Annotated in this window: 23 protein-coding genes; 15 read left to right on the top strand and 8 right to left on the bottom strand. The window is 52.9% G+C overall.

What is annotated here, in order from left to right; translation table 11 throughout:
- The first annotated feature begins 44 nt into the window (after window positions 1-44).
- A complete protein-coding gene (locus AB1S56_RS18755; RefSeq protein WP_340871242.1) occupies window positions 45-1,223 on the top strand; it encodes a MalY/PatB family protein in 1,179 nt (392 codons plus the stop codon).
- A gap of 89 nt (window positions 1,224-1,312) precedes the next feature.
- Here AB1S56_RS18755 and AB1S56_RS18750 read toward each other — a convergent pair whose 3' ends face one another.
- From AB1S56_RS18750 to AB1S56_RS18720, 7 genes are all read right to left on the bottom strand, one after another.
- Complete coding sequence (locus AB1S56_RS18750; protein ID WP_340871244.1) at window positions 1,313-3,034, bottom strand: proline--tRNA ligase; 1,722 nt, start codon at window positions 3,032-3,034, stop codon at window positions 1,313-1,315.
- A 429-nt stretch (window positions 3,035-3,463) separates the two neighbouring features.
- The gene (locus tag AB1S56_RS18745; protein WP_340871245.1) at window positions 3,464-4,003 is read right to left on the bottom strand and encodes a methylated-DNA--[protein]-cysteine S-methyltransferase; all 540 of its coding nucleotides are present in this window, start codon (window positions 4,001-4,003) and stop codon (window positions 3,464-3,466) included.
- Between the two features lie 79 nt (window positions 4,004-4,082).
- Window positions 4,083-4,889, bottom strand: coding sequence for an SDR family NAD(P)-dependent oxidoreductase (locus tag AB1S56_RS18740; RefSeq protein ID WP_340871246.1), 807 nt, complete (start codon window positions 4,887-4,889; stop codon window positions 4,083-4,085).
- Between the two features lie 77 nt (window positions 4,890-4,966).
- Window positions 4,967-5,188 carry a PLDc N-terminal domain-containing protein gene (locus AB1S56_RS18735; RefSeq protein ID WP_340871248.1) on the bottom strand — a complete coding sequence of 74 codons (222 nt, stop codon included), beginning with the start codon at window positions 5,186-5,188 and terminating at the stop codon, window positions 4,967-4,969.
- 125 nt (window positions 5,189-5,313) lie between these two features.
- Window positions 5,314-6,618: a uracil permease gene (gene uraA / locus AB1S56_RS18730; protein WP_340871249.1), complete on the bottom strand. Its 1,305-nt coding sequence runs from the start codon at window positions 6,616-6,618 to the stop codon at window positions 5,314-5,316.
- Window positions 6,619-6,717: 99 nt separating this feature from the next.
- A complete protein-coding gene (locus AB1S56_RS18725) occupies window positions 6,718-7,521 on the bottom strand; it encodes a cupin domain-containing protein (RefSeq protein ID WP_340871251.1) in 804 nt (267 codons plus the stop codon).
- Between the two features lie 377 nt (window positions 7,522-7,898).
- Complete coding sequence (locus AB1S56_RS18720; RefSeq protein WP_340871253.1) at window positions 7,899-8,804, bottom strand: AraC family transcriptional regulator; 906 nt, start codon at window positions 8,802-8,804, stop codon at window positions 7,899-7,901.
- Window positions 8,805-8,973: 169 nt separating this feature from the next.
- Between AB1S56_RS18720 and AB1S56_RS18715 the strand changes: the two genes are divergently transcribed.
- The 12 genes from AB1S56_RS18715 (at window position 8,974) to AB1S56_RS18660 (ending at window position 21,509) form a co-directional block, all read left to right on the top strand.
- Window positions 8,974-9,612 (top strand): carbohydrate-binding family 9-like protein, encoded by a 639-nt coding sequence (locus AB1S56_RS18715; protein ID WP_340871254.1) that lies wholly within the window; start codon window positions 8,974-8,976, stop codon window positions 9,610-9,612.
- A 23-nt stretch (window positions 9,613-9,635) separates the two neighbouring features.
- The gene (locus tag AB1S56_RS18710) at window positions 9,636-10,481 is read left to right on the top strand and encodes a sugar phosphate isomerase/epimerase family protein (protein WP_340871276.1); all 846 of its coding nucleotides are present in this window, start codon (window positions 9,636-9,638) and stop codon (window positions 10,479-10,481) included.
- A 55-nt stretch (window positions 10,482-10,536) separates the two neighbouring features.
- Entirely contained in the window at window positions 10,537-11,553 is a 1,017-nt protein-coding gene (locus AB1S56_RS18705) for a Gfo/Idh/MocA family oxidoreductase (RefSeq protein ID WP_340871255.1), read from the top strand.
- A gap of 150 nt (window positions 11,554-11,703) precedes the next feature.
- Complete coding sequence (locus tag AB1S56_RS18700) at window positions 11,704-12,438, top strand: GTP pyrophosphokinase family protein (protein ID WP_340871256.1); 735 nt, start codon at window positions 11,704-11,706, stop codon at window positions 12,436-12,438.
- A 133-nt stretch (window positions 12,439-12,571) separates the two neighbouring features.
- Window positions 12,572-12,952 (top strand): ATPase, encoded by a 381-nt coding sequence (locus AB1S56_RS18695; protein WP_340871257.1) that lies wholly within the window; start codon window positions 12,572-12,574, stop codon window positions 12,950-12,952.
- A gap of 137 nt (window positions 12,953-13,089) precedes the next feature.
- Window positions 13,090-13,377, top strand: a complete 288-nt coding sequence (gene gatC / locus AB1S56_RS18690; protein ID WP_340871258.1) for an Asp-tRNA(Asn)/Glu-tRNA(Gln) amidotransferase subunit GatC — start codon at window positions 13,090-13,092, stop codon at window positions 13,375-13,377.
- A gap of 35 nt (window positions 13,378-13,412) precedes the next feature.
- On the top strand, window positions 13,413-14,870 hold the full coding sequence (gene gatA, locus AB1S56_RS18685) for an Asp-tRNA(Asn)/Glu-tRNA(Gln) amidotransferase subunit GatA (protein WP_340871261.1): 1,458 nt from the start codon (window positions 13,413-13,415) through the stop codon (window positions 14,868-14,870).
- Between the two features lie 43 nt (window positions 14,871-14,913).
- On the top strand, window positions 14,914-16,356 hold the full coding sequence (gene gatB, locus AB1S56_RS18680; protein ID WP_340871262.1) for an Asp-tRNA(Asn)/Glu-tRNA(Gln) amidotransferase subunit GatB: 1,443 nt from the start codon (window positions 14,914-14,916) through the stop codon (window positions 16,354-16,356).
- Between the two features lie 122 nt (window positions 16,357-16,478).
- Entirely contained in the window at window positions 16,479-17,213 is a 735-nt protein-coding gene (locus AB1S56_RS18675; RefSeq protein ID WP_340871277.1) for an MgtC/SapB family protein, read from the top strand.
- Window positions 17,195-19,099 (top strand): DUF4097 family beta strand repeat-containing protein, encoded by a 1,905-nt coding sequence (locus AB1S56_RS18670; RefSeq protein ID WP_340871263.1) that lies wholly within the window; start codon window positions 17,195-17,197, stop codon window positions 19,097-19,099. Before AB1S56_RS18675 ends, AB1S56_RS18670 begins: the two co-directional genes overlap by 19 nt.
- An 80-nt stretch (window positions 19,100-19,179) precedes the next feature.
- Window positions 19,180-19,611, top strand: coding sequence for a Fur family transcriptional regulator (locus AB1S56_RS18665; protein WP_340871264.1), 432 nt, complete (start codon window positions 19,180-19,182; stop codon window positions 19,609-19,611).
- Between the two features lie 161 nt (window positions 19,612-19,772).
- Window positions 19,773-21,509 carry a glycosyl hydrolase family 18 protein gene (locus AB1S56_RS18660; protein WP_340871265.1) on the top strand — a complete coding sequence of 579 codons (1,737 nt, stop codon included), beginning with the start codon at window positions 19,773-19,775 and terminating at the stop codon, window positions 21,507-21,509.
- Between the two features lie 86 nt (window positions 21,510-21,595).
- Here AB1S56_RS18660 and AB1S56_RS18655 read toward each other — a convergent pair whose 3' ends face one another.
- Window positions 21,596-21,964 (bottom strand): YgzB family protein, encoded by a 369-nt coding sequence (locus tag AB1S56_RS18655; protein WP_340871267.1) that lies wholly within the window; start codon window positions 21,962-21,964, stop codon window positions 21,596-21,598.
- Between the two features lie 155 nt (window positions 21,965-22,119).
- Between AB1S56_RS18655 and AB1S56_RS18650 the strand changes: the two genes are divergently transcribed.
- Window positions 22,120-22,995, top strand: coding sequence for a nucleotidyltransferase-like protein (locus AB1S56_RS18650; protein WP_340871268.1), 876 nt, complete (start codon window positions 22,120-22,122; stop codon window positions 22,993-22,995).
- A 146-nt stretch (window positions 22,996-23,141) separates the two neighbouring features.
- Complete coding sequence (locus AB1S56_RS18645; RefSeq protein ID WP_340871269.1) at window positions 23,142-23,459, top strand: hypothetical protein; 318 nt, start codon at window positions 23,142-23,144, stop codon at window positions 23,457-23,459.
- Window positions 23,460-23,615: the final 156 nt, after the last annotated feature.

Below are 23,615 nucleotides of genomic sequence, written 5' to 3'. Positions count from 1 at the left end.
GCTTTTCATGCAAGAGCGCACATCAATGACGGGAGAGATTGACTGTGGCTTACCAATTCGATGAGCTGATTAACCGGAAGAATACCCGCTCTTACAAGTGGGATCAGGTGGGACCGATGTTCGGCAATGAGGACATACTGCCGCTATGGGTCGCCGATATGGATTTTCCTTGCCCGCCGGCCGTACAGGAGGCGCTGCGCAAGCGCGTAGAGCTGGGCGCTTATGGCTACGCCATTCGGACCGACGAATATGCGGACGCGATTATGAGCTGGTTCGGCAGGAAGCATGGCTGGAGCCTGCAGCGGGAATGGATCTCGGACAGTCCCAGCGTTGTCACGACGCTTAGCCTGGCCGTTGAGCAGTTTACGGCGCCTGGCGACCAGGTCGTTATTCAGACGCCAGTCTATTATCCGTTCTACGATGTTGTGCGGATGAATGATAGGGAGCTGGCGCTGAATCCGCTCCTGATCCGGAATGGACATTACGAGATGGATATGGAGCATCTGGAGAGCCTGTTCCAGGCGGGCGCGAAGCTGCTGCTGTTCTGCAACCCGCACAATCCGGGCGGGCGCGTCTGGAGCCGCGAGGAGCTGGAAGCGCTTGGGGCGCTGTGCCTTCGGTACGGCATGACGGTCGTATCGGATGAAATTCATTGCGACCTTGTCTATCCGGACTATGAATATGTGCCGTTTGCTTCACTGTCGCCAGAGCTTGCAGATCGAACCATTACCTGCCTCGCCGCAACCAAAACATTTAACCTGCCGGGCTTGCACACGTCGTTTATGGTGGTATCGAACCGTGAGATGAAGGCGAAGCTAGACCGCCGTATCAAGGCGCTCAGCATTCATATGTCCCATCACCTCGCACAGGAAGCGGTAGTGACCGCCTACAACGAATGCGAGGACTGGCTGGATGAGCTGATGGTCTATATAGAAGGCAACCTGAACTACGCACTTGATTATCTGGCGGAGCATCTGCCGCAAGTGAAGCCGATGAAGCCGGAGGGAACCTATCTGCTCTGGCTGGATTGCCGGGCGCTGGGGCTGGACAAGAATGGCTTGAAGAAGCTGATGTACGAGGGGGCAAAGGTCGCCTTCAACGAGGGCTCCACCTTCGGAACGGAAGGCGAAGGCTGGCTTCGCGTCAATCTGGCATGCCCTCGCTTCGTGCTGGAGAAGGCGATGGCCCAGTTCTGTGCGGCAGCGAATAGCTTGGACGCTTAGGGCTTGAAGGCTCGCGCATAACACGCAAACGATCCCCCAGGGCCGGCGCCCTGGGGGATCGTTTGTTCAGAGAATGCTGTTTGCACAAACTACTGTCCTCGCAGTGACGCAATGATTCGTGCAAGGGCAGCATCGGCACCGAGCACCTGCTTCTCCAGCGTCCGGCGCTCCACGAATTCGACCTCGGCGTTTGCGGCGAGCTTGCCAACCACAAGCCTATACGGGATGCCGAACAGATCGGAGTCGTTGAACTTGACGCCAGGCCTCTCGTCCCGATCATCGAGCAATACCTCGATGCCGTGCTCCGTAAGCCGGCCATACAGCTCCTCCGCCAGCTTCATCTGCGACTCATCCTTAACGGAGACTGGGATGATGTGGACCTGATAAGGGGCAATCGCCGCTGGCCAGATGATGCCTCGGCTATCATGGCTTTGCTCCGCGACAGCGGATAAAATCCGGGAGACGCCGATACCATAGCAGCCCATAATCATGGCCTGCTCTCTTCCGTTCTGGTCCACAAATTTTGCGCCAAGCGCCTCGCTGTATTTGGTCCCCAGCTTGAAGACATGGCCGACCTCGATGCCGCGGTGGAACCGAAGCATGCCTTCCTCGCACCGTGCGCATGCATCGCCTTCCACGGCATTTCGGAAATCGGCGATCATTGCCGGCTGGAAGTGCCTTCCCGGCATGACATGTATGTAGTGGAAATCCGCTTCGTTCGCTCCCGCTGCACCTTCAGCCATATCGGCTACCGCCTGATCTGCATACACGGGAATCGCAAGTCCGATTGGACCTGCAAAGCCGACCGGAGCGCCTGTCACACGTTCCGTCGTATCGCTGTCTGCCAGCTCCACGTGTTGTGCGCCAAGCGTATTCGCCAGCTTGATTTCGTTTACTTCATGGTCGCCTCTCACCAGAACGGCAACTGGCTTGCCATCCACGATATAGACAAGCGTCTTGATGATGGCGCTGGCATCCATCTCCAGAAAGGAGGATAGCTCGTCTATGCTTCTTATGTTCGGTGTATAGATTTTTTGACAGTCGCTTTCATGATGAAATGCCTCAGGGGTCTTCATGACGCCGTCTGCAGACCGAGCAGCGGCCTTCTCCAGATTAGCCGCATAACTACAGCATGAGCAGGAGACAATGGTATCCTCACCAATGTCAGCCAGAGCCATAAATTCATGCGTGCCGCCTTCTCCACCGATAGCTCCAGCATCAGCTTCAACAGCCCGGAACGTCATACCGACCCTCTTGAAGATACGGCTGTAAGCATCATACATGCTCCGGTAGGAATGATCCAGTCCTTCCCAGGTTGTATCAAATGAATACGCATCCTTCATCAGGAATTCCCGCCCTCGCAGCAGACCGAAGCGGGGACGGCGCTCATCCCGAAATTTCGTCTGAATCTGGTAGAGAGTAACCGGCAGACGGCGGTATGAGCCGATCTCGTTACGGACAAGAGTCGTGACAACCTCTTCATGTGTAGGACCCAAAGCAAATTCGCGGTTATGGCGATCCTTGAGCCGAATCAGCTCTGGGCCGTATACATGGTACCTTCCGGACTCCTGCCATAGCTCGGCAGGCTGCATCGCGGGCATGAGAAGCTCCTGCCCGCCAGACCGATCCATCTCTTCTCGCACAATCGTCTCGATCTTGCGTAGCACCCGCCACCCAAGGGGGAGATAGGTATAGATACCGGCAGCCAACTGCCGGATATAACCTGCGCGCAGCATAAGCTGATGGCTTGCTGCCTCGGCATCCGCAGGCACGTCGCGCAACGTTGAGGCGAATAAAGTAGATTGCTTCATTGAATATGACCTCCATCCAACGTATAGGATCTGTGGGGAATACAAGTGGAGAAATACAAAAAGACACATTCGTCAGGGACGAATGCGTCGTGATACCACCCTAATTCGACCGCCTTCAGGAAGGCGATCCTCAGACGGATTAACGGCCGGCGCCGGCAGCAGATACTTCTGTTCACCGCTGCAGCTCGCAAGGTGGGAAGCGTTCACTCGTGCGGGAAACCTTGCAGCCGGGAGTTTCCTCTCTGGGTCGCCGATCATGAAGCTTATAGCCTTGGTCAAAGCTGTTGAGCTTGATTTCAAAATATAAATCATAATATAACAGGGGGGATTTCCCAAGTCAATAGGATTCAGCGCTCTATGGAAGAAAGCCCTCCTCGCTGAGGCGAACGGCGCCATCAGGAAACGCGATTCAGCAGCGACTTGGGATATTTATCGAGCAGCGACAGCTTCATGCTCCAGCTCCAGCAATCTTGTCTTCATCTCAAGTCCGCCGCGGTATCCTGTAAGCGTCCCGTTCTTGCCGACGACACGGTGGCATGGCACTGTAATAAGGACAGGGTTGGCACCAATCGCCGCACCTACTGCCCGCGCTGCTGACGGCTTGCTGATCATTTGAGCAATATCAGAGTAGGAGACGCTGGTCCCGTAAGGGATATCCAGCAGTGCTTTCCATACGGCCTGCTGGAACAAGGTCCCGCGCAGGTCATGCCGGAGTGTAAACGCGCGGCGCTCGCCGGACAAATACTGCGCGATTTCAGCCGCATAAGGAGCCACCATCTCGTCGTTCCGCTTCCACTCCGTGTTCACGAACATGGAGGGCTGCCTGTTGCGACAGTCCTCCAGGCTTTCTCCATTTGCGCCAATCCAATAAAGCCCTGACTCCGTTACGCCGATCAGCAGCTCCCATTCCGCGTGTCTCAGCATGGACCATGAGACGGATAAAACGTTCCGTTTTGGATGCGAGCTCATACAATCCCCTCCTTGTTATTCCGTCTAACCTTATCTTCTGTGTTCATTATAACTGATAAGGGGATCATATGCTCGCTTTTTACAGCAAGGATTCCACGCCGTCGATGTAGACCTCCGTGCCCGAGATGTGGCTGGATTCCTCCGACGCCAAGAACAGCACCAGGTCCGCGACCTGCTCCGGCTGCCCAGGTCCACGCTCCAGCGGCTGATTGCCCTGCGGGTATTCCACAGGAATGACAATCTCGCTGACTTCCGGCGTCCGATTCGTATTCTGTCCGATATTGGTCTCTATGGCGCCGGGACAGATGGCATTCACCCGTATCCGATGCCTCGCAAGCTCCAGCGCAGCCATCTTGGCGAAGGCGACCTGACCGGCCTTGGATGAGCTGTACGCCGACATGCCGAAGCCTTTGAACTTGCGGTTCCCGTTGATTGAGCTTGTAATAATAATGCTTCCTCCCCAGGCGGTCATATGCGGGAGTACGTATTTGACAGAGAGGAAGGTGCCCTTCAGGTTGATGCCGAGCGTCTGATCCCAATCCTCAGGATTCATTTCCTCAATAGGCGCGAGTGTACCATTTACGCCTGCGTTGGCGAATAAAATATCGATTCGTCCGAATCGATCCGCAGCCTCCTGCATCGCTTTCTCGACACGGGCGGGATCAGCAACATCCGTATCGATGAAGAGAGCCTCAGCTCCCATCTCGCGTATCGCTTCCTCTACCTTCTCGCTTCGTCCGTCGATCAGATCCAGAAGTACGATCTTGGCGCCATGCTTAGCCAGCTTCAACGCTGCGGCCCGGCCGATGCCGGAGCCTGCGCCGGTAATAACAGCTACCTTGTCCTTCACTCGCCCGTCGGCGAGCAGCTTCGAATGATTGTCCATGTAAGGGTAAGCTCCTCTCGTTGGTGGAATCTTCCTCTTAGCTTTCCATTACACGGTCCCTTTCATTCCGAAACGCCTTACAAGCGGCGAATGATCAAATAGACGATAATGCCCGCCACAGGGAAGAACAAGGTTCCAATAAGCAGCAACAGCGCGTATTCGTTGCTTCTCCCCATTCGCTTGGCATCCTGATACGCCCATACGCTCGTTATGATGTTAAGAATAAAGAGTGCAAAAAGTACCAACAGCATGAATATTCCCATAATGCCGAAGCCGGACATCCCAACTCCACCTGACATGGATCATTCCTCCTTGATTTACGTCTACTTGGAGGTAATACGTATAGCATCTAGAATCGATTCTAATTTGTGGAAAATAAAACGCCTCAGCTCCAAAAGAAGCTGAGGCGATAGGGGATTTAAGCTTAATGACCGGCTGCTTCGTTATCATTGGAGATGCGCAGCACCTCGAACAGCTTGAACAGCAGGCTGAGCAGAATCGCGACAATGGTCGCCAGCGCCATACCGCTGAAGGACACATCGCCGATCGTCAGCTTAACGCCGCTGAGACCAATCACAAGCACAACCGTTGTCAGGAACAAGTTCGTCGGCCGGCCATAATCGACCTTCGATTCTACCAGCATACGCAGGCCGGATGCTGCGATAACTCCGAACAGCAGCAAGGATACGCCTCCCATAACGGGTACTGGAATGCCGGAGATCAGCGCTGAGAATTTGCCCGAGAAGGAGAGCAGAATGGCAATGACCGCAGCGCCGCCTATAACGAAAGTGGAATAAACCTTCGTGATGGCAAGAACGCCGATGTTCTCACCGTAGGTAGTATTCGGCGTAGAGCCGACAAACCCGGACAGAATGGTGGATAAGCCGTTGCCCAGCATGGAGCGGTGCAGTCCAGGGTCCTTGGACAGATCCTTGCCAACAATATTGCCCGTTACGATCAGATGGCCGATATGCTCGGCGATGACCACCAGCGCTGCTGGAGCGATGGCGATAATGGCCGTCCAGTGGAATTCCGGAAGGGTGAAGGTTGGCAGTTGGGCCAGCTTCGCGGCCTCTACCTTGCTGAAGTCGGTCAGACCCATGGCAGCCGCCAGCACATAACCGAACAGAATGCCGAACAGGATAGGAATAATTCGCAGGAAGCCGCGGAACAGAACGGAGCCGAGCACAGTCACCGCCAGGGTTGACGTGGAGAGCAGCACCACATCCTTATCCATCGTCCATACAGCGGGGTCAATTCCGCTATTGGGGTCGTGGATGAAGCCCGACATACGAGCGGCCACCGGTACGAGCTCCAGCCCGATGATGGCTACAATTGCGCCCATGGCGGCTGGAGGGAACACAACATCGAGCCACTTCGTGCCTGTTTTCTGAATAATAAAAGCAAGCACCGTGAAGATGACGCCCGCCGCGATAAAGCCGCCGAGCGCCGCTGCATAGCCGCCGCCGGACGCTTCGCTGGCAATAACAGCGCCGCCGGGACCGAGGAAGGCGAAGCTGGAGCCGAGATAGGCCGGGATTTGGCCTTTGGTCACCAGAATATAGAGCAAGGTACCGATTCCGTTCATTAATAAGCAGATAGAGGGATCGATTCCGAAGATATTCGGGACAAGCACCGTTGAGCCGAACATGGCGAACAGATGCTGCAGACTGAGCAGCAGGCTCGCCAGCAGGGGAGGTTTTTCATGGATGCCAATAGACTTTTGCATGTAGGTTGCTCCTTGTGCGAATGAGATGTAGACCAAAAATAGCCCTTGTCGATTCTACACAGTTCGACAGCCATTGGCAAGCGTTTTCTTCAGGTTCTGCTAAACCCATCTCCTGTACAGGAACGGGATGGGATGGAAGGGCTGATCCAGCTGTGCGGCATAAGGCTCGCATGCGATTGGCCGAAGCGGAGGGTGGCTTGGATTAACGCTGCCAGCCATACCGTCTTCACCATGCCAGTTGAAGCTTCTTGGCTGATTCATATACCCATGTGAATGGTAGCCCGTGCTATGCGGCACTGATAAGCCGCCTGTGCTGTGCGGCACGGTCATGCCCCCAGTGCTGTATGGCACTGTCATACCGCCTGTGCTGCTGCAGCTGTTGGGCGGCCCAATCACAACCGTCTCTGTAATCGGAGCAAGTGTCTCCTTCACCTTAGCTTCGTCCAGGCAATACGTATGCGCAAGCACGCTTGGAGGCGTCATCCTCAGAATATCCGAACCGAAGATCACTTCTGGGACCGGAGCGTCGAAGATGGCGAGCATATGTGTGTTGTCCGCTGTGGCCACCTCATAGTGCCACCAGCCCTGCGGGATATTCGCCACTTGTCCGGGCTTGAGTGTAAAATGCTGCAGCTCCTGCGTAGACGGATTCAGAAGAGACAAGACAACTTCGCCAGAGACCATATATACCATCTCGGATGCATTCTGATGATAGTGAGGCTCGATGACGTTGCCTGCGCTCAAGAATATGTCCAGGAGCGACATGCTCTGGAGCGTATTCAATTGGTTAACGGATACTTCGGTGATGTAGTTCTGAGCATTCTTTCGGAAAAATACATTGTCGGCCGCTGTGTACGTGAATTCCATCGTAGGAGCCGAGTGACCACTTTCATAACCTGTCATGTCCATGACCTGCCTTCCGCCCATAAAAATTAAAGTCAGAAGCAGTGTATGTATTCGCCCATGTCGATGTGAATCGATTGAAGGAGCGGCACCGTCCCAGCATAAATAGACGTTTCTGGCATATATATTCGATCGACCATTATAGACGACATTTCGTTCAAAACCACACACATCCAGTTACTTGATCCAGCATTTGAACGATATTTCGTTTAATCTGCCTCACTCCCAGGTCCGGCACTACTTATTTGAACGCCACACGAGCGAGAGATCGTTGTTGCGCCGAAGAAGAGGTTAGATGGCGCGTAGCCACAGCACGTGTGGTTATTGCGCTGAGTGAGGAGCTAGTTGGTCCATTCATGTGAACAACTCGACTCGTGTTACAGCACCCTTGAGAGCTTGCGATATTCGGTTGCGGATATGCCTTCATGCTTGCGGAACATCCGGCTGAAGTAATGAATGCCGGCATAACCGACCGCATCCCCAATCTGCTCGATCGAAAGCTCGGTCTCTCGGAGCAGCCTTCTGGCCTCGCGATGGCGAAGCGAATGAACGAACTCGCCGGGGGGCAGGCCGATGAGCTGCTTGAACAGCTTGGCTGCATGATCCATGCTGAGCCCGAGACGGTCGGCAACCAGCCTGTTGCTCCATTCCTCAGCGGGGGAATGCTCCATTTCCTCGACCAGCCTGAGCAATCTGCTGTCATGCTGAGAAGCGAGGGAGCGCGATCTTGACTGCTGGAGACGCAATAAATGGAGCAGAATGCTGAGCATCAGCGTCTTGCACGCCAGCTCGTAGCCAGGCGGACGCATCGTAAACTCATGGACGAGCTGCTCCATGAGCTGTACACATGCAAGGGGAGGGGCGTACACGGGATTCGCCGACAGCGGCTCAAACCCGTCAGCCAAAGCCTCATATGCAAAGCTTTGTTCGTTTATCCGCGCATCATCCACAATCATATCAGCCTCAGTCTGAATATCCAGCTCATCAAAAAAGTCGAAGTGAATGCCAAGGAAGCGTGTGTCCGGAGTGGAAACCGCTTCATTCTGATGGGGGACGCCAGCGGGTAGAAAGATGAGCTGACCGGCTGACAATTCATAGCGCTGCCCCAGCATCGTAGTGGCTGCTTCGCCATGAATGACGTACAGCAGCTCGAAGTCATAGATTTGCCTTTGCGGGAGCACGCCTGTCGGCATGCGCTGCTGCTGGGCGTAATGAATGCTCGGCGACCATTCCTTGAATGGCGCATGCCGCTGCTTGGGATAAGGACTGCTGGAAGCTTCCATCAATTGTGAACCTCCGACGCTGCGATTGGTCTGAACCAAATCACGGATTTGTGCAAACATTCTCTTTTACAGCTAAAGAATTATACGTAACTATTTATTATCATTTATATTAACACATAATCAGCTTGCCGCACGATAAAGACGGAATTGTATAAATGAGGAGTGGATTATGTTGTTGAACGACGAGGCTCTGCATGAAACGCCGGCATATGTATGCAGGAGGATCCAGACGTCACATCTGCATGAGATCGATTGGGAAAGCTGCGACGCTGTATGGCTGAGCAACAACATGACGGGCTTAAGCCCAAAGGAGCAGACGGAGGTACGGGCGTGCTGGAGCGAAGAGGGCTTATTCATCCGCTACCTGTGCGAAGATACTTGGATTCGGTCGGATTACAGGAAGAGAGATGACCCGCTCTACGAGCAAGATGTCATTGAGGTGTTCATTGATGAGACGGGAGAGGGACGCAGCTATATTGAGCTGGAGGTGAGTCCGTATAACATCATCTTTGATGCCGTAATCAGCAACGACGGGATTGATACCATCACAGGCAGCGATCTTCAGTGGGATATTCCCTGTTTGCAGACGTCCGTTGATCGAACCGAAGAAGGGCTGCTTCAGTATCTCCTAGTGATTCCGTTCACTACATTTCAAAGTGCTCCTGCGCAGGGGACCAAGTGGAGAATGAACTTCTACCGGATCGACGAGGACAGGCTTGGAGCGAGGGAATATCAGGCGTGGAGTCCGACGCTGGCTAATAACTTTCATATTCCCGCCAAATTCGGAACACTTGTATTCCATATATAGTTGAGGAGAGAGGGCGATTTATGATGAAGAAGGGTATTAACATTTGGTCATTCAAGGAAGGTTCCAGTATTCAAGCATGTATAGAGCTGGCCAGCAAGGCGGGCTTCGACGGAATTGAGCTGTCTCTGAACGAGAGCGGCGAGCTGGGCCTGGACGCAACGGACCGAGAGGTGCTTGCCATTAAGCGGCAATTGGACGACGCCGGCTTGGACATTGCCGGTCTTGCGACAGGTCTGTATTGGTCCTACTCGATGACCAGCGCGGACGCATCCATACGCCAGAAGGCTATGGACGTCTGCAAGAAGCAGTTGGAGCTTGCATCCGCCTTCGGCGTGGATGCCATTCTCGTCATACCAGGCGCGGTGGGCGTCGATTTTATTCCAGGGTCGGAGGTTGTCCCCTACGATGCCGCATATGAGCGCGCATCAGAAGCGATTGCCAAGCTGGTTCCATTTGCGGCGGAGGCTGAAGTGTCCATCGCCATCGAAAACGTATGGAATAAATTCCTGTTGTCCCCTCTGGAGCTGCGCGGCTTTGTAGATGCGCACAATTCGGAATATGTGGGCTCTTATTTCGACGTAGGCAACGTGGTGCACAGCGGGTATCCGGAGCAGTGGATTCGTATTCTCGGCCATCGCATCAAGAAGGTTCACTTCAAGGATTACCGGCGCCAAGCGGGAGGCTTGCATGGCTTCGTGGACCTGCTAGCCGGTGATGTGGATTATCCAGCCGTTATGACGGCTTTGCGGGAGATCGGTTACAACGGTTATGTGACGGCGGAGATGATTCCGGCTTATACGCATCACACCGAACAGATTATTTATAATACCTCGGCTGCTATGGACGCTATTCTAGGCCGCGGCCAATAAGCAGAGCAGGCACTTAAGGTCTGCACTTCATCACACCATAAGGGAGAGAACATCTATGCTTAAGGTAGGTTTGATTGGATTTGGCTTCATGGGGCGGATGCACTTCGATAATTACGCGCGATTAATGGAAGAAGGAGCGGACGTTCAGCTTGCGGCCATCTGCGATCTCAGAATCGAGGAGCTGAAGCATGGCTCTGCGTGGGGGAACATTGCGACGGAGCGTCAAGTGTACGATCTGTCACCGTACAGCCTGTATGCTGATATTGAAGAAATGCTGGCCAATGAAGAGCTGGATATTATCGATATTACGCTGCCAACGACTCTGCATGCGGATCTGACAGTGTCGCTGCTGGAGCGAGGCTATCATGTGTTCTGCGAGAAGCCGATAGCCAGAACATCGGATGAGGCGTGGCGTATGGCGAGCGCGGCTCAAAGAACGGGCAAGACGCTTATGATCGGGCAATGCCTGCGCTTCTGGCCAGCATACGAATATTTGAAGGCGTGTGTAAGCGATGGCCGTTACGGCAATGTGCTATCGGGCTCCTTCTTCCGTGGAAGCTCCTCCCCGCAAAGCTGGTTCCTGAATGGGGAGCACAGCGGAGGCTGTATGCTGGATATGCATATTCATGATACGGATGTCATCAATTGGCTGTTCGGCAAGCCGGAAGCCGTATCCTCTCTGGCGCGCAATGTCATTCCGGGCAGTGCCTACGATGTCGTGTCCACGAACTACCTGTACCCGGACGGCAAGGTGCTGAACGCGCAAGCAGACTGGACGCTTCAGGGCGACTTCGGCTTTGCTATGTCGTATCGCGTGAACTTTGAAGGCGCTAATCTGGTATTCGAAAATAACGAGCTAAAGGTGAATCCGAATGATGGACCTGGCTTCACCGCAGAGCTTTCCCCGGATATGGGCTACTACCGCGAAATCTGTTATTTCATTGACGCTCTGTCAGCCGGCAAGCCTGTCTCTGTCTGCACGCCGGAGAGCGCAGCGGAGTCTCTTCTCATCGTGGAGGCAGAGATCCGTTCAGCTGATAATCGTGGTGTGCTGGAGCCGATTGATCGTTAAATGGGATTGTGAAGAGGCGTCCTTGCTGAAGGACGCCTCTTCAGGTTGGCGTGCTTCTCCTTCGGCTGGGCCGATTTGCTTTCTGCGCTTCTTTCATACTAAGATGAAGAGAGGTCGGCATGGGGTTTATGCCGGAGAAGGAGAATCGCAATGAATCAAATCGAACAATTCAAGAAGCTGAAGACAGAAGTTACCCGATTTATGATGATGTACCAGTTCGCATTAAACGAGCTGGAGACCAAAATCGAGATCTTGAAGGAAGAATTTCAATTTCTCCATGACTACAATCCCATTGAGCATACAAAGTCCAGAGTGAAGACGCTGGAGAGCATTATGAACAAGATCAGCCGCAAGGGCATCCCATTCTCGCTGGAGGATATGAAGCATCATATTAAGGACATTGCCGGACTTCGTATCACATGCTCCTTTATCGCGGATATCTATCAGATTCGGGATATGCTGAAGAATCAGTTCGCGCTGAAGGTGCTAGAAGAGAAGGATTATATCGAGAAGCCGAAGCCGAATGGTTATCGAAGCCTCCATCTCGTTGTAGAGGTTCCTGTTGTGATGTCGAGCGGCAGAGAGAATGTATGCGTCGAGATTCAGATCCGCACGATTGCGATGGATTTCTGGGCCAGTCTGGAGCATAAAATCTTTTACAAATATAATCAGTCCGTACCCTCTGCGCTGCTGCTTGAGCTCAAGGAAGCTTCCGATTCCGCCAATCGGCTGGATCTGCAGATGGAGAGGCTGAATAGGGAAATATCCGTAATCAAGGAGAATCAGTCGGAGGATCAGCTTGAGGATATCACGCAGATTCTGCTCAATAACAAACAGTTTAAGCTGCCGCAAGCCTTGCTGGAGCTCGGCAACGAATCGCAATAAGGGGAGCGCTCTCAACCTTAACCCTTCATCCCGCTTGACTCTATGAAGCCTCCTATTGGACATGACTAGCGATTTTTAGTAGGATAAGTAGAATAGCAGAGCAATCAGCGAGGATAAGATAGGGGTTGAGATCATGCTTAAGCTTGGTTCCAAGGTCGTTATCGTGACCGACTTATATGAGCAGAAGCTTCCTATAGGCGAATATGGCTATATTATTGCGTATGACAAAAACGCAGACAATGTGTTCGATTATATTGTAAGAGTTCCGTCGTCGAACCGTAATTTCCTTGTGCCCAAGGAGGACGTGGAGCTGGAGGAAACGCTGATCAGACTGGAAGCCGAGTGTGCCCAGCGCGAAGCGTTAATCGACTATGCGCTGGCTACGCATAATGAAGAGCTCTTCCATCGAATTATGAAGGGCGACAGCGAGGAAGAAGACACAGATCATACCGCCAAGGAACCGGTTGGCCGCGAGGACTTCATTCGCCAGGTGAATCTGAAGGCGTGGATTTAAGGCAGGACGGAGTGAGGATGCAATAATCCCCTCCGTCTTTTTCTATGCCACTCGCCCTCTTTGGCGACTCGTTGCTGATTGCAGCCCATGTACGCTATAATACAAGGAATGACTTTTTACGTAAGGAGAGTATCCCGATGAGCATAACGGTGAAAGATGTCGAGCACGTAGCGAACCTCGCGCGGCTGGAGTTGTCCGAGGCGGAGAAAGCCCAGTTCACGGAGCAGCTTAACGCCATATTGAAATACGCGGAGAAGCTGAACGAGCTGGACACTGAGCAGGTGGAGCCAACCTCCCATGTGCTGCCGATTACGAATGTCATGCGTGACGATGTGCGCAAGGAATCGCTGCCGATCGAGAAGGTGCTGCTGAACGCGCCGGACGAGGAAGACGGACAAATTAAAGTGCCTGCGGTGCTTGAATAATCGCAAATGGTTTATTTTGAAGGGAGGAGCTGCTGTTGGCACTGTTCGACTTACGCCTGCAGGAAGTACATAACAAGCTGAACAACAAAGAGCTGTCCGTAACGGAGCTCGTAGACGCGTCTTACGCGAGAATTAAGGAAACAGAGCCTGCTATCAAGGCTTTTCTTACATTAAATGAAGACAATGCCCGCACGGAAGCCCATGCGCTGGACAAGCGTCTTGGAGAGGGAGGCGAACGCGGCCTGCTCTTCGGCCTTCCTGCCGGGATCAAGGATAATATCGTGACGGAAGGCCTGCTGACTACGTGCGCCAGCCAATTCCTGAGCAACTATAATCCCATCTACAGCGCTACTGCTGCACGCAAGCTGAAGCATGCGGATGCGGTAACGATTGGCAAGCTTAATATGGATGAGTTCGCGATGGGCGGCTCCAATGAGAATTCCAGCTACTACCCGACGCGGAACCCTTGGAACACGGATTACGTGCCGGGCGGCTCAAGCGGCGGCTCTGCTGCATCCGTTGCTGCTGGACAGGTCTACTTCTCCCTGGGCTCTGACACGGGGGGCTCCATTCGCCAGCCGGCTGCGTATTGCGGCATAGTGGGATTGAAGCCGACCTACGGTCTCGTATCCCGATTCGGTCTTGTGGCGTTCGCTTCTTCGCTGGACCAGATCGGACCGCTGACCAAAAACGTGGAGGACGCGGCATATGTGCTGCAAGCCATCGCGGGCTATGACGCAAGCGACTCCACCTCCGCCAACGTGGACATTCCGGATTATACATCCGCCCTTACAGGCGATGTGAAGGGTCTGCGGATTGGCGTGCCGAAGGAATACCTTGGTCAAGGAATCGATCCGCGCGTGAAGGAAGCGGTGATGAATGCGCTCCAGGTGTACGAAGCTCTTGGCGCTACATGGGAAGAGGTATCCCTGCCGCATACCGATTATGCAATCGCGACCTATTACCTGCTGGCATCGTCGGAGGCATCCTCCAACCTGGCGCGCTTCGACGGCGTTCGCTATGGCGTGCGCGCGGACAATCCGGACAATCTGATTGACCTGTATCGCAAGTCGCGGAGCCAAGGCTTTGGCCCCGAAGTGAAGCGCCGCATCATGCTGGGTACTTACGCGCTTAGCTCCGGCTACTACGACGCTTATTATTTGAAGGCGCAGAAGGTTCGCACGCTGATTAAGGGGGACTTCGACAACGTCTTTGGCCAATATGACCTGATTATCGGTCCCACCGCTCCGACTCCTGCCTTCAAGATTGGGGAGCAGATCGGCGATCCGCTGACTATGTATCTGAATGATATATGCACCATCCCTGTAAGCTTGGCGGGTGTGCCGGCTATCAGCGTGCCATGCGGTACGGCGGACGGTCTGCCGATCGGCCTGCAAATTATCGGCAAGGCGTTCGATGAGCGGACGGTGCTGCGCGCCGCGCATGCATACGAAGCCCATACCGAGCATCATAAGCTGCGCCCGCAGCTTTAACTATCGCGCTCTAGAAGCACGTTTAGGAAAGGAACGATAAGTGATGTCTGTTGCGAACAAATACGAGACGGTCGTAGGCCTCGAAGTGCATGTGGAGCTTCATACAAACAGCAAGATTTTTTGCGGCTGCTCCACAGCTTTTGGCGCGCCGCCCAATACCCATACATGCCCGGTCTGCTTGGGTCATCCCGGCGTTCTTCCGGTACTGAACCGCCAGGCTGTGGAATACGCCATGAAGGCGGCCATGGCGCTCAATTGCACCATTGCTGATATTAGCAAGTTTGACCGAAAAAATTATTTTTACCCCGATTCCCCGAAGGCCTATCAGATCTCGCAATATGATCAGCCTATCGGCGAGAATGGCTGGATCGACATTGAGGTGAACGGTGTAACGAAGCGAATTGGCATTACCCGCCTTCATCTCGAGGAGGACGCGGGCAAGCTGACGCACGTGGACGGCGGCTACGCCTCCCTTGTCGACTTCAATCGCGTCGGCACACCGCTTGTCGAGATCGTATCGGAGCCGGATATTCGTACGCCGGAGGAGGCGAAGGCCTATCTGGAAAAGCTGAAGGCGATCATGCTCTACTGCGAAGTGTCTGACGTGAAGATGGAGGAGGGCAGCTTGCGCTGCGACGCCAACATCAGTCTGCGCCCTTGGGGCCAAGAGAAATTCGGCACTCGCGCCGAGCTGAAGAACATGAACTCCTTCCGCGGCGTTCAACGCGGCCTGGAGTACGAGCAGTTCCGCCAAGCGGAAATTTTGGACAGCGGCGGCGAGGTTGTGCAGGAGACACGCCGTTACGATGACGCTGTAGGCAAGTCGTTCTCCATGCGGGGCAAGGAGGAAGCGCATGATTACCGCTACTTCCCGGACCCGGATCTTGTTCGTCTGCATATTAGCGAGGAATGGAAGGAGAGCGTCCGCCAATCCATTCCGGAGCTGCCTGACGCCCGCAAAGCGCGTTATACCGAGCAGTTCGGACTGCCGGCCTATGACGCCGAGGTTATTACCTCGTCCAAGAAGCTGGCCGATTTCTTCGAGGACAGCCTGAACTATACGAAGGACGCCAAAGCGGTGTCGAACTGGATTATGGGGGACCTGCTTGGCTATTTGAATACGAACGGGCTGGATTTGGCTGACGTCAAGATGACAGGTCAGGGGCTTGGCGAGATGATCGGTCTGCTCGAGAAGGGGACGATCAGCGGCAAGATTGCCAAAACGGTGTTCAAAGCGATGCTGGAGAGCGGCAAGCTTCCGCAACAAATCGTGGAAGAGCAGGGTCTGGTCCAGATTAGCGACGAAGGCGCGATTCTGGGCATCGTGGATGCGGTTATCGCCAGAAACCCGCAGCCTGTGGAGGACTTCAAATCGGGCAATGAGAAGGCCATCGGCTTCCTTGTGGGTCAGATTATGAAGGAAACGAAGGGCAAAGCGAACCCGGCTCTTGTTAATAAGCTGCTTGTGGATCGACTTCAATCATAATTAGCCGCCATTTGTGAGGCGCGATTCACCTCGTAGAGCTGAATCGCGCCTCTTGCCGCATAGAATAAAGATGTGGAACAAATATTGAACTCAACTCCCTGAGAAAGGACGTATCGCATATGATGTTAAGCTCGGCAGCAAACCCTTGGCTGATTGGCGAGATGGACATTCTGTTCCGGCTTATGCTTGCGCTCGTGCTGGGAGGCTTAATTGGTTTCGAGCGGGAGCAATCTAATCATGCGGCGGGCTTTCGGACGAACATTCTGGTATGTCTGGGCGCCTGCTTGTTGATGCTCCTGTCGATCTACGGCTTCGCCGATTTTGTAGAGGAGCCTAATGTTCGAGTAGACCCCGCACGTCTGGCTGCAGCCGTTATAACGGGCGTCGGATTTCTGGGGGCGGGGACGATTCTGTTCACTGGCAAGTCCATTACGGGGCTTACGACTGCCGCTTCGTTATGGGTTGTCGCAGCGATTGGCCTGGCCGTCGGGGCCGGATTTTATTTTGCCTCCACCTGCGTCACATTGATGGCCCTGCTTACCTTATGGCTCTTCAGCAAGCTGGAGAAGCGGTATATTAAGGCGAAGAAGGAGCAAGTGATCAAGATTCACGCGATGGATTTATCCCTCGTTATGAATCGGCTGAATGGAATCCTGAATGAGCGGAAGGTTACGATCAAGAAGATGATGCTGGAGGATGTGGAGAGCTCGGCATTATCTCCCGCAGACGGAGAAGGGCTTCCCTTGACTAGGCTCGTACTGTATGTGACGATGCCGCAGCACAGAAGTGTAACTTTGATGACGGTAATGGATGAACTGAAGAAACTGGAGGGTATACGGTGGGTAAGCTCCGAATAACAGGACGCGCGGGCCGACTGCTTGCAGTCGTTTTCGCTTTCCTCGCGCCGGGGATGGGGCATGTATGGATGGGCCAATATGGCAGAGGATTATTGCTGCTGGCCGGACTGCTGCTGGATTGCACGGCGATATTCCGTCTCGCGGATTCGGACGGCGGTCGGCATCTGCTGCTCATTGTATATCTGATGCTGCTGCTGCCTGTGTTTTATTTTATCAGTGTATATGAGGTGCTGCAGGCGGAGAGCGAGAGAGTCCCGGCGGCCTTGGAGGCTGTAAAGCTGGCTGAGGGCGTCGGGCTTGCCGCAGCCGGAGCGACTATGCTGCTCCTGATCAAGCCTCCCGCTTTCCTGCTGCCCTGGATGAATGAGCTGGCAGAATGGTGTGTAGGCCCGCTGCTCATGGTTGCAGCCGTTTGTATTGCGATGTCGCTTCGGAGAGGAGGGGTGTGGGTGTTCAAGCTGGGGAGATGGACGGCAGCGGTCGTTATATTCACGGTAGGAGCGTTGCTGGTGTGGGATTTGGCGAAGGGGCGAAATGATCTGGTCCTTCTCTCGGAATGGTGGCCAGTCATCTTTATCCTGCTTGGTGTCGAAATTATTGCTTATGCAGGCTGGCTGAACCGCAGACGAGACAAGCTTCGGCTGGACGGAGCGGGGGTCGCAGCAGCTCTGGCTATTACGGTAACAGCTTATGCCGTTACGCAATACGCAGACTTTCCGGTTCGCTGGCTGGATCAATTTAACGTCGATTTGAGCGGCAGGATGGACCTTGGAGAGGAATCCGGATTTCAATTCCATCAAAATATTACTAAAATTCCGTTCGGAAGCGAAGTGGAATCGATCAAGGTATTGAACCCCAATGGGGATATCCTCGTTCGATCGGGCTTCGTTGACGAAATTGAGCTTCATACGACCGTTTGGGTCGATACAGAGGACGAGCAGGCCGCAAGCTCCATTGCGGAGCAGTCTGTTGTTCGAATAACGCCAGGGGAAAACATTGTGCTGGAAGCCAGCGGCCAGCCGTTTGGCCCCAATGGCAATCGCCTACCGCGAATGAATCTTGAGATCGTATTGCCTCAGCTGGAGGTGCCCCCTGCCCCGGCTTCCGAGGAAGAGCTTCCTTCTGAGGAGCCTTCAGCTGAAGCGGAGGTTGACGAAGTCGTGAGCCAGGCGGAGGAAGAGAACGGGATCGGTGTGATTGAGGGAGATGAAGCAGACTCCAATTCAGGGACGGAAGAGCTATTAGAAGAGCAAGCCGTGCCCGCTTTGCAAACCTTGAAGGTGGAGCTGGAGAGCGGAAACGGCGCCATATCGGCTGAGGATGTTGTTGCTGTCGATGGCATTGAAATCCGAAGCGCCAGTGGAATGGTCCATGTCTCCTCCATTCATGGTCCCGTCAGCGTCATCGGAGTCAACAGCAGTATTGAAGCAGAAGCCATAGCGGGCGACAGCAGCCTTGTAACCCAGAATGGGACGATCGCCGCTGAGTATCTATCGGAAGGCGATGTATACGTCAGCACCCTGAATGGCGATATCCAGCTGAAGGCAGTACAAGGTGCTGTGGATGCGGAAACCAAAAACGGAGGCATCGTGATCTCGGGAGCAGCAAATGATGTCAAAGCGGATACGCTGAACGGAAGCATCGAGGTATCCAGTCTCGAAGTTGGAGGCAACTGGGATCTGGACAGCTCTGTTGGCGAGATCAAGCTGACGGTTCCCTATATCGGCGATTACAGCGTGTATGGATCGGTAACTTTTGGAGGGATTACGACGGATCTCCCGCTGGAGCAATACCGCAAAACGATAAGAGGCACAATAGGAGAAGGCATCTATCGCATACATATCAATGCGACGAACAGCATATCGATACATGGTCAGGAGTTGTAATTGATAGGCGCTTTCATTGACAAATTTACAAGCAACCACGTACAATGATTATAATAACTATAAAGAAAGGCGTGAGGGGAATGGCAGTCAGCGTACATTCGGCAATTGAACAGCTTAAGATGAATGGCGTCCGGATGACCCCGCAACGTCACGCCATTCTAAGCTGCTTGATGGAATCGAAGTCTCACCCTACCGCGGATGAGATTTACAAGGCGCTCTCTCCAGATTATCCGAGCATGAGCGTCGCGACCATATACAACAATCTTCGATTGTTCGTTGAAGCGGGCTTAGTGCGTGAACTCACCTATGGCGATGATTCCAGCCGCTTTGATGCGGATTTATCGGATCATTACCATGCGATCTGCAAGAGCTGTGGACGAATCGTTGATTTTGGCTATCCGCCTCTGCTTGAGGTGGAGCGGGCAGCAACCGAACAAACGGGCTTTACCGTACAGGGACACCGAATGGAAGTATACGGATTATGTACGAGCTGCAACTCATTGAACCATTAATTCGTCTATTAATAGGATAAGCCATTCACATAACGTGCCGAAAGCGATCATACGCTAGACAGCACGTTTTTGTTTGCCATTTGCCGTTGTAAGTTGTCGCTGCAATTCCTCCTTTATTCATTATTCCAGTAAATATTCCAGACCCTCAGGAGTGTGATTCCATGAATACCGAGCTTGTGCGCCAGCCTCGCAAGAGAAGGCGAAGAGGCGGCCTGGCCATATTTATTATGATTTTTATGTTAGCGACTATAGCATCTTTTGGGTGGTTTGGATATTTGACCTATATTCCCAGCAATGAACGGCTGGAGCCCAGCTATTCCTTCCAGCATCCTATAATGGTTCAGGGGGAGGAAGTATCATACGGGGCGCAGCTGGACAACGGCGAGGTGAAGCTGCCGCTGCCGCTCCTGGAGGAGCTTCTGGGTGAGGACAAGCCGATCCATTATGAGGCGTCGACAGGCACTCTAGTGATGACAACCAGCGACAGGGTGCTTCGATTGAAGACCGACGCTTTGACGGGACTGATGAATGAGACGGATTATACGCTGAGCATCGCCGCCGAGGTGGTGGAGGATACGGTGTTTATACCGGCCGCTCCGCTTGAAGAGCTGTTCGGGCTTCAGATCGAATACAATGAATCGACGGGAATTGTCACATTGTTGACTGAAGGCGAAGCCATACAGCTTGGACAAGCGCTCAAGGAGGAAGGTGCGGCTGTAAGGGTGGCTCCTTCGATTCGTGAGCCTTATCTCCTTAAGGTGCCCGCTGACGAGTCGATTCGAATCTGGCAGGAAATTGATGGCTGGCTGCTGGTCCAGACGAAGAGCGGTCATATCGGATATATGAACAAAGGGGACGTGAAGCTGACTTCTATCGAGCAAATTCCTCAGCTTGCGAAGGAGGATGCGTTTATCCCCTGGAAGGTCATGGGAAGCAAGATCAACATGACGTGGGAGGCGGTCTACGAACGTAAGGCCGATTTTGCCAAAATTGGAGATATGCCGGGCGTCAACGTAGTCAGTCCAACTTGGTTCGAGCTTGCGGATGGCAAAGGCACGATTAGAGGGAAAGCGGATTCCGCTTATGTGAAGTGGGCGCATGACAGAGGGTATCAGGTATGGGCGCTGTTCAGCAACGATTTCGAGCCGGATCGAACGACCGAAGCGCTGTCAACGGTGGAATCCAGGTTCGCGATGATTAAGCAGCTGATTGCTTTTGCCGAGATTTATAAGCTTCAGGGCATTAATATCGACTTTGAGAATGTGTATACCAAGGATAAAGAAAATTTGGTGCAATTCGTGAAGGAAATGACACCTCTGCTTCATGAGCAGGGCCTGGTTGTATCTATTGACGTGACGCCGAAGTCAACTAGCGAGATGTGGTCCGCGTTTCTGGATCGCGCAGCGCTTGGCAAGGTGGTGGATTACATGATGGTGATGGCGTATGACGAGCATTGGGCCTCCAGCCCCAAAGCGGGCTCTGTCGCATCGCTGCCATGGGTTGAGAACGCTATTACCAAAATTATGAATGAGGACAACGTTCCGTCAGATAAGCTGGTGCTCAGCATGCCGCTTTATACAAGAATATGGACGGAAAGCAAGGACGATTCCGGAGCTGTTAAAGTGTCTTCGAAGGCGGTTGGCATGGATGCCGTCAAGTCCATTATAGCCGAGAAGAAGCTGACGCCTGTATTCGATGAGGCAGCGGGACAACATTATGTAGAGTATCAAGAGGACGGCGCTTTAAAGCGGATTTGGATGGAGGACGACGTATCGATGCGAGCCAGAGTTCAGCTTGTTCGCAAATATGATTTGGCGGGCGTGGCGACATGGGCGCGTTCGTTCCAGACAAGCTCCATATGGAGCACTATTCATGAAGGCTTGACGAAGCTGCCATAATCTTTATTCCTAAAAATAAAGACCTGCGAAGCGCCGCTTCGCAGGTCTTCCTCATTATACGCCAGCGCTCGCTTTGCGTTTGCTCGTTACGCTTTAACCTCTTCGCTGTCTTTAGGATACTCCGTCGCCTGCTCAGGATCAAGCGTGAGCATGGTGCGGCAGAACATGCAGCGATCGGTCTTGCCCAGCATCTTCGTCTGACGTCCGCACTCCGGACATTGCAGCATGGTTGCGCTTGTAGACATCATGCCTGCCCAGAAATAGACGGCTACGCTTATGAGGAGCGAGATCATGCCGAACACCATGAAGATCCCCGCAAATATTTTGCCTACCTGTCCCCATAACAGTATGCCTGCCGTGCCAAGGATCATAATCCCCATGCCAACGAGTGTAAATACGAGCCCCCAAAGGCGGAATTCATTGATTTTTGCCGATTTAAAAAATATCTTTTTCATGCTTCAAACCCTTCCCGTGACTATAGTCATACGAAATTGAGACATAAATTCTATTCCGATAAGCAGGAATGAGCAACCAGCCTGTCGAAAAACTATGAAACTACAGATTATTATTATAGCTTAGTCTACCGCAATTAGCTATACGGAGGAGTCCTGTGGAGCATATCAATCAACGCCTAATCGGCGCCTATCGGGAGCTGCCCGGTTTATTATCTATATCTGTCATCCAAAATCCGTACCCCTATAATCCGCTAATTGATGGATTGGATCGGTTAGTTCTGCTCGTGATCACAAACAACAGCACTTCGTCCGCTGCAAGGCATATCAAGCTGGGTGAGGAACGTATTGCCATTCGCATGGTTGACAAGGAAATGCTGGAGCAGTGCGTGACCAGCGGTGCAAATCGGAACATAATTGAATGGATAGTTCGGGGGGAGATTGTGTTGGATCGCGAAGGGTATTTGGCAAACGTTCGAGAACGGTTGCTGCTGTTTCCTGAATCCATGCGTGAGCAGAAGCGATTCATCGAGTTTACGGGGTTTCTTAGGACGTACTTGCAAGCCAAACAAAATTTGGCTGATGGCAATCTGCTCGATGCATACAGTCATATTCTGACCGCGCTTCATCACTGGGCACATATTGTACTCATTGAAGAAGGACTTCATCCGGAGCTTACCGTATGGCAGCAGCTGCGCAGAGTTCATCCCGGCATCTACAAGCTGTACGAGGAGCTGAGCGCGAGCCCGGAGACGCTGGAGCAGCGTGTACAGCTTGTGCTTCTCGCATGTGAATTCTCCGTCATGAGCAAAATGAAGGAATGCTGCGCCCTGCTGTTGAACCTCATGGTGGATCGGGAAGAGCCGTGGAGCATTTCTGAACTGCAAGTCCATCCCGACATCAGGGAGCTGCATGTAGATGTGTCGCTTGTCGTTCAGAAGCTGGTGCAGCGAGCATATATTCGCGAAGTAGCGGTTATGGATGATCCTCAAGGGGACAGCGAGATTGAGTTGCGATACTTGCTTGCCAAATAAAACTTCATAAGGAGGAATGCCGGAAGCTTTTATGCTCCGGCATTTTTTCGCACAATAGCCGGGACGGCGTCAATTGGTTTTCTCAAAAACGGCAACGAATATGAGAAGGCAGTAACGATCATTTCTGATGAACCGAGGATGCTGCAATGAAGAAATTAATCGTTTCGATTTCAATAATAATTGTACTTTGTTCCTGCAATCAATTTGACCAAGATACATGGCTGAAGGAACCAGAGAAGAGACATGTTATGATGGACAGCTTAACAAGGCAGTACCCGTTTAAAGGTTTGACGGATAATGAAGTCATAAGCTTGCTTGGAGATCCAGCAGAAGAGAGGACAGAACCTTCAAGGCAATTCTTGTACGACATGGGGAGTGCTGGGCTAGGAGTAAAGGTTACGTTATTGGAGCTTACCTTTGATGAAAACGGCAAAGTGGTGAGTCACGACATCATATATAGATGAATCCATACATTCGAACTGGCGTAGTTGAATGGCAACTGCTCCTGTAAGCTGATAAAAGGGTGTTGACTTCTTAATTTGAATTATGCTAAATTAGAACTCGCCGCTTTTGCGAGTGAGGGGATGGCTTGGAAGTCGTTGTTGAAAAAAATGTCGAAT

It is taken from the genome of Paenibacillus sp. PL2-23 (assembly GCF_040834005.1).
In the GTDB taxonomy this organism is placed as follows: domain Bacteria; phylum Bacillota; class Bacilli; order Paenibacillales; family Paenibacillaceae; genus Pristimantibacillus.
Note: the sequence above shows the minus strand (reverse complement) of the source record. Positions and strands in the feature narration are given on the sequence as shown.

Coding starts and splice junctions, on each gene's coding strand:
- gatC (WP_340871258.1), top strand. CDS start 13,090: ATGAGCATAACGGTGAAAGATGTCGAGCACGTAGCGAACCTCGCGCGG.
- AB1S56_RS18660 (WP_340871265.1), top strand. CDS start 19,773: ATGAATACCGAGCTTGTGCGCCAGCCTCGCAAGAGAAGGCGAAGAGGC.
- AB1S56_RS18665 (WP_340871264.1), top strand. CDS start 19,180: ATGGCAGTCAGCGTACATTCGGCAATTGAACAGCTTAAGATGAATGGC.
- AB1S56_RS18655 (WP_340871267.1), bottom strand. CDS start 21,964: ATGAAAAAGATATTTTTTAAATCGGCAAAAATCAATGAATTCCGCCTT.
- AB1S56_RS18740 (WP_340871246.1), bottom strand. CDS start 4,889: ATGGACAATCATTCGAAGCTGCTCGCCGACGGGCGAGTGAAGGACAAG.
- AB1S56_RS18675 (WP_340871277.1), top strand. CDS start 16,479: ATGTTAAGCTCGGCAGCAAACCCTTGGCTGATTGGCGAGATGGACATT.
- AB1S56_RS18745 (WP_340871245.1), bottom strand. CDS start 4,003: ATGAGCTCGCATCCAAAACGGAACGTTTTATCCGTCTCATGGTCCATG.
- AB1S56_RS18725 (WP_340871251.1), bottom strand. CDS start 7,521: ATGACAGGTTATGAAAGTGGTCACTCGGCTCCTACGATGGAATTCACG.
- gatB (WP_340871262.1), top strand. CDS start 14,914: ATGTCTGTTGCGAACAAATACGAGACGGTCGTAGGCCTCGAAGTGCAT.
- AB1S56_RS18700 (WP_340871256.1), top strand. CDS start 11,704: ATGAATCAAATCGAACAATTCAAGAAGCTGAAGACAGAAGTTACCCGA.
- AB1S56_RS18710 (WP_340871276.1), top strand. CDS start 9,636: ATGAAGAAGGGTATTAACATTTGGTCATTCAAGGAAGGTTCCAGTATT.
- AB1S56_RS18720 (WP_340871253.1), bottom strand. CDS start 8,804: ATGGAAGCTTCCAGCAGTCCTTATCCCAAGCAGCGGCATGCGCCATTC.
- AB1S56_RS18645 (WP_340871269.1), top strand. CDS start 23,142: ATGAAGAAATTAATCGTTTCGATTTCAATAATAATTGTACTTTGTTCC.
- AB1S56_RS18735 (WP_340871248.1), bottom strand. CDS start 5,188: ATGTCAGGTGGAGTTGGGATGTCCGGCTTCGGCATTATGGGAATATTC.
- AB1S56_RS18715 (WP_340871254.1), top strand. CDS start 8,974: ATGTTGTTGAACGACGAGGCTCTGCATGAAACGCCGGCATATGTATGC.
- uraA (WP_340871249.1), bottom strand. CDS start 6,618: ATGCAAAAGTCTATTGGCATCCATGAAAAACCTCCCCTGCTGGCGAGC.
- AB1S56_RS18695 (WP_340871257.1), top strand. CDS start 12,572: ATGCTTAAGCTTGGTTCCAAGGTCGTTATCGTGACCGACTTATATGAG.
- AB1S56_RS18705 (WP_340871255.1), top strand. CDS start 10,537: ATGCTTAAGGTAGGTTTGATTGGATTTGGCTTCATGGGGCGGATGCAC.
- AB1S56_RS18750 (WP_340871244.1), bottom strand. CDS start 3,034: ATGAAGCAATCTACTTTATTCGCCTCAACGTTGCGCGACGTGCCTGCG.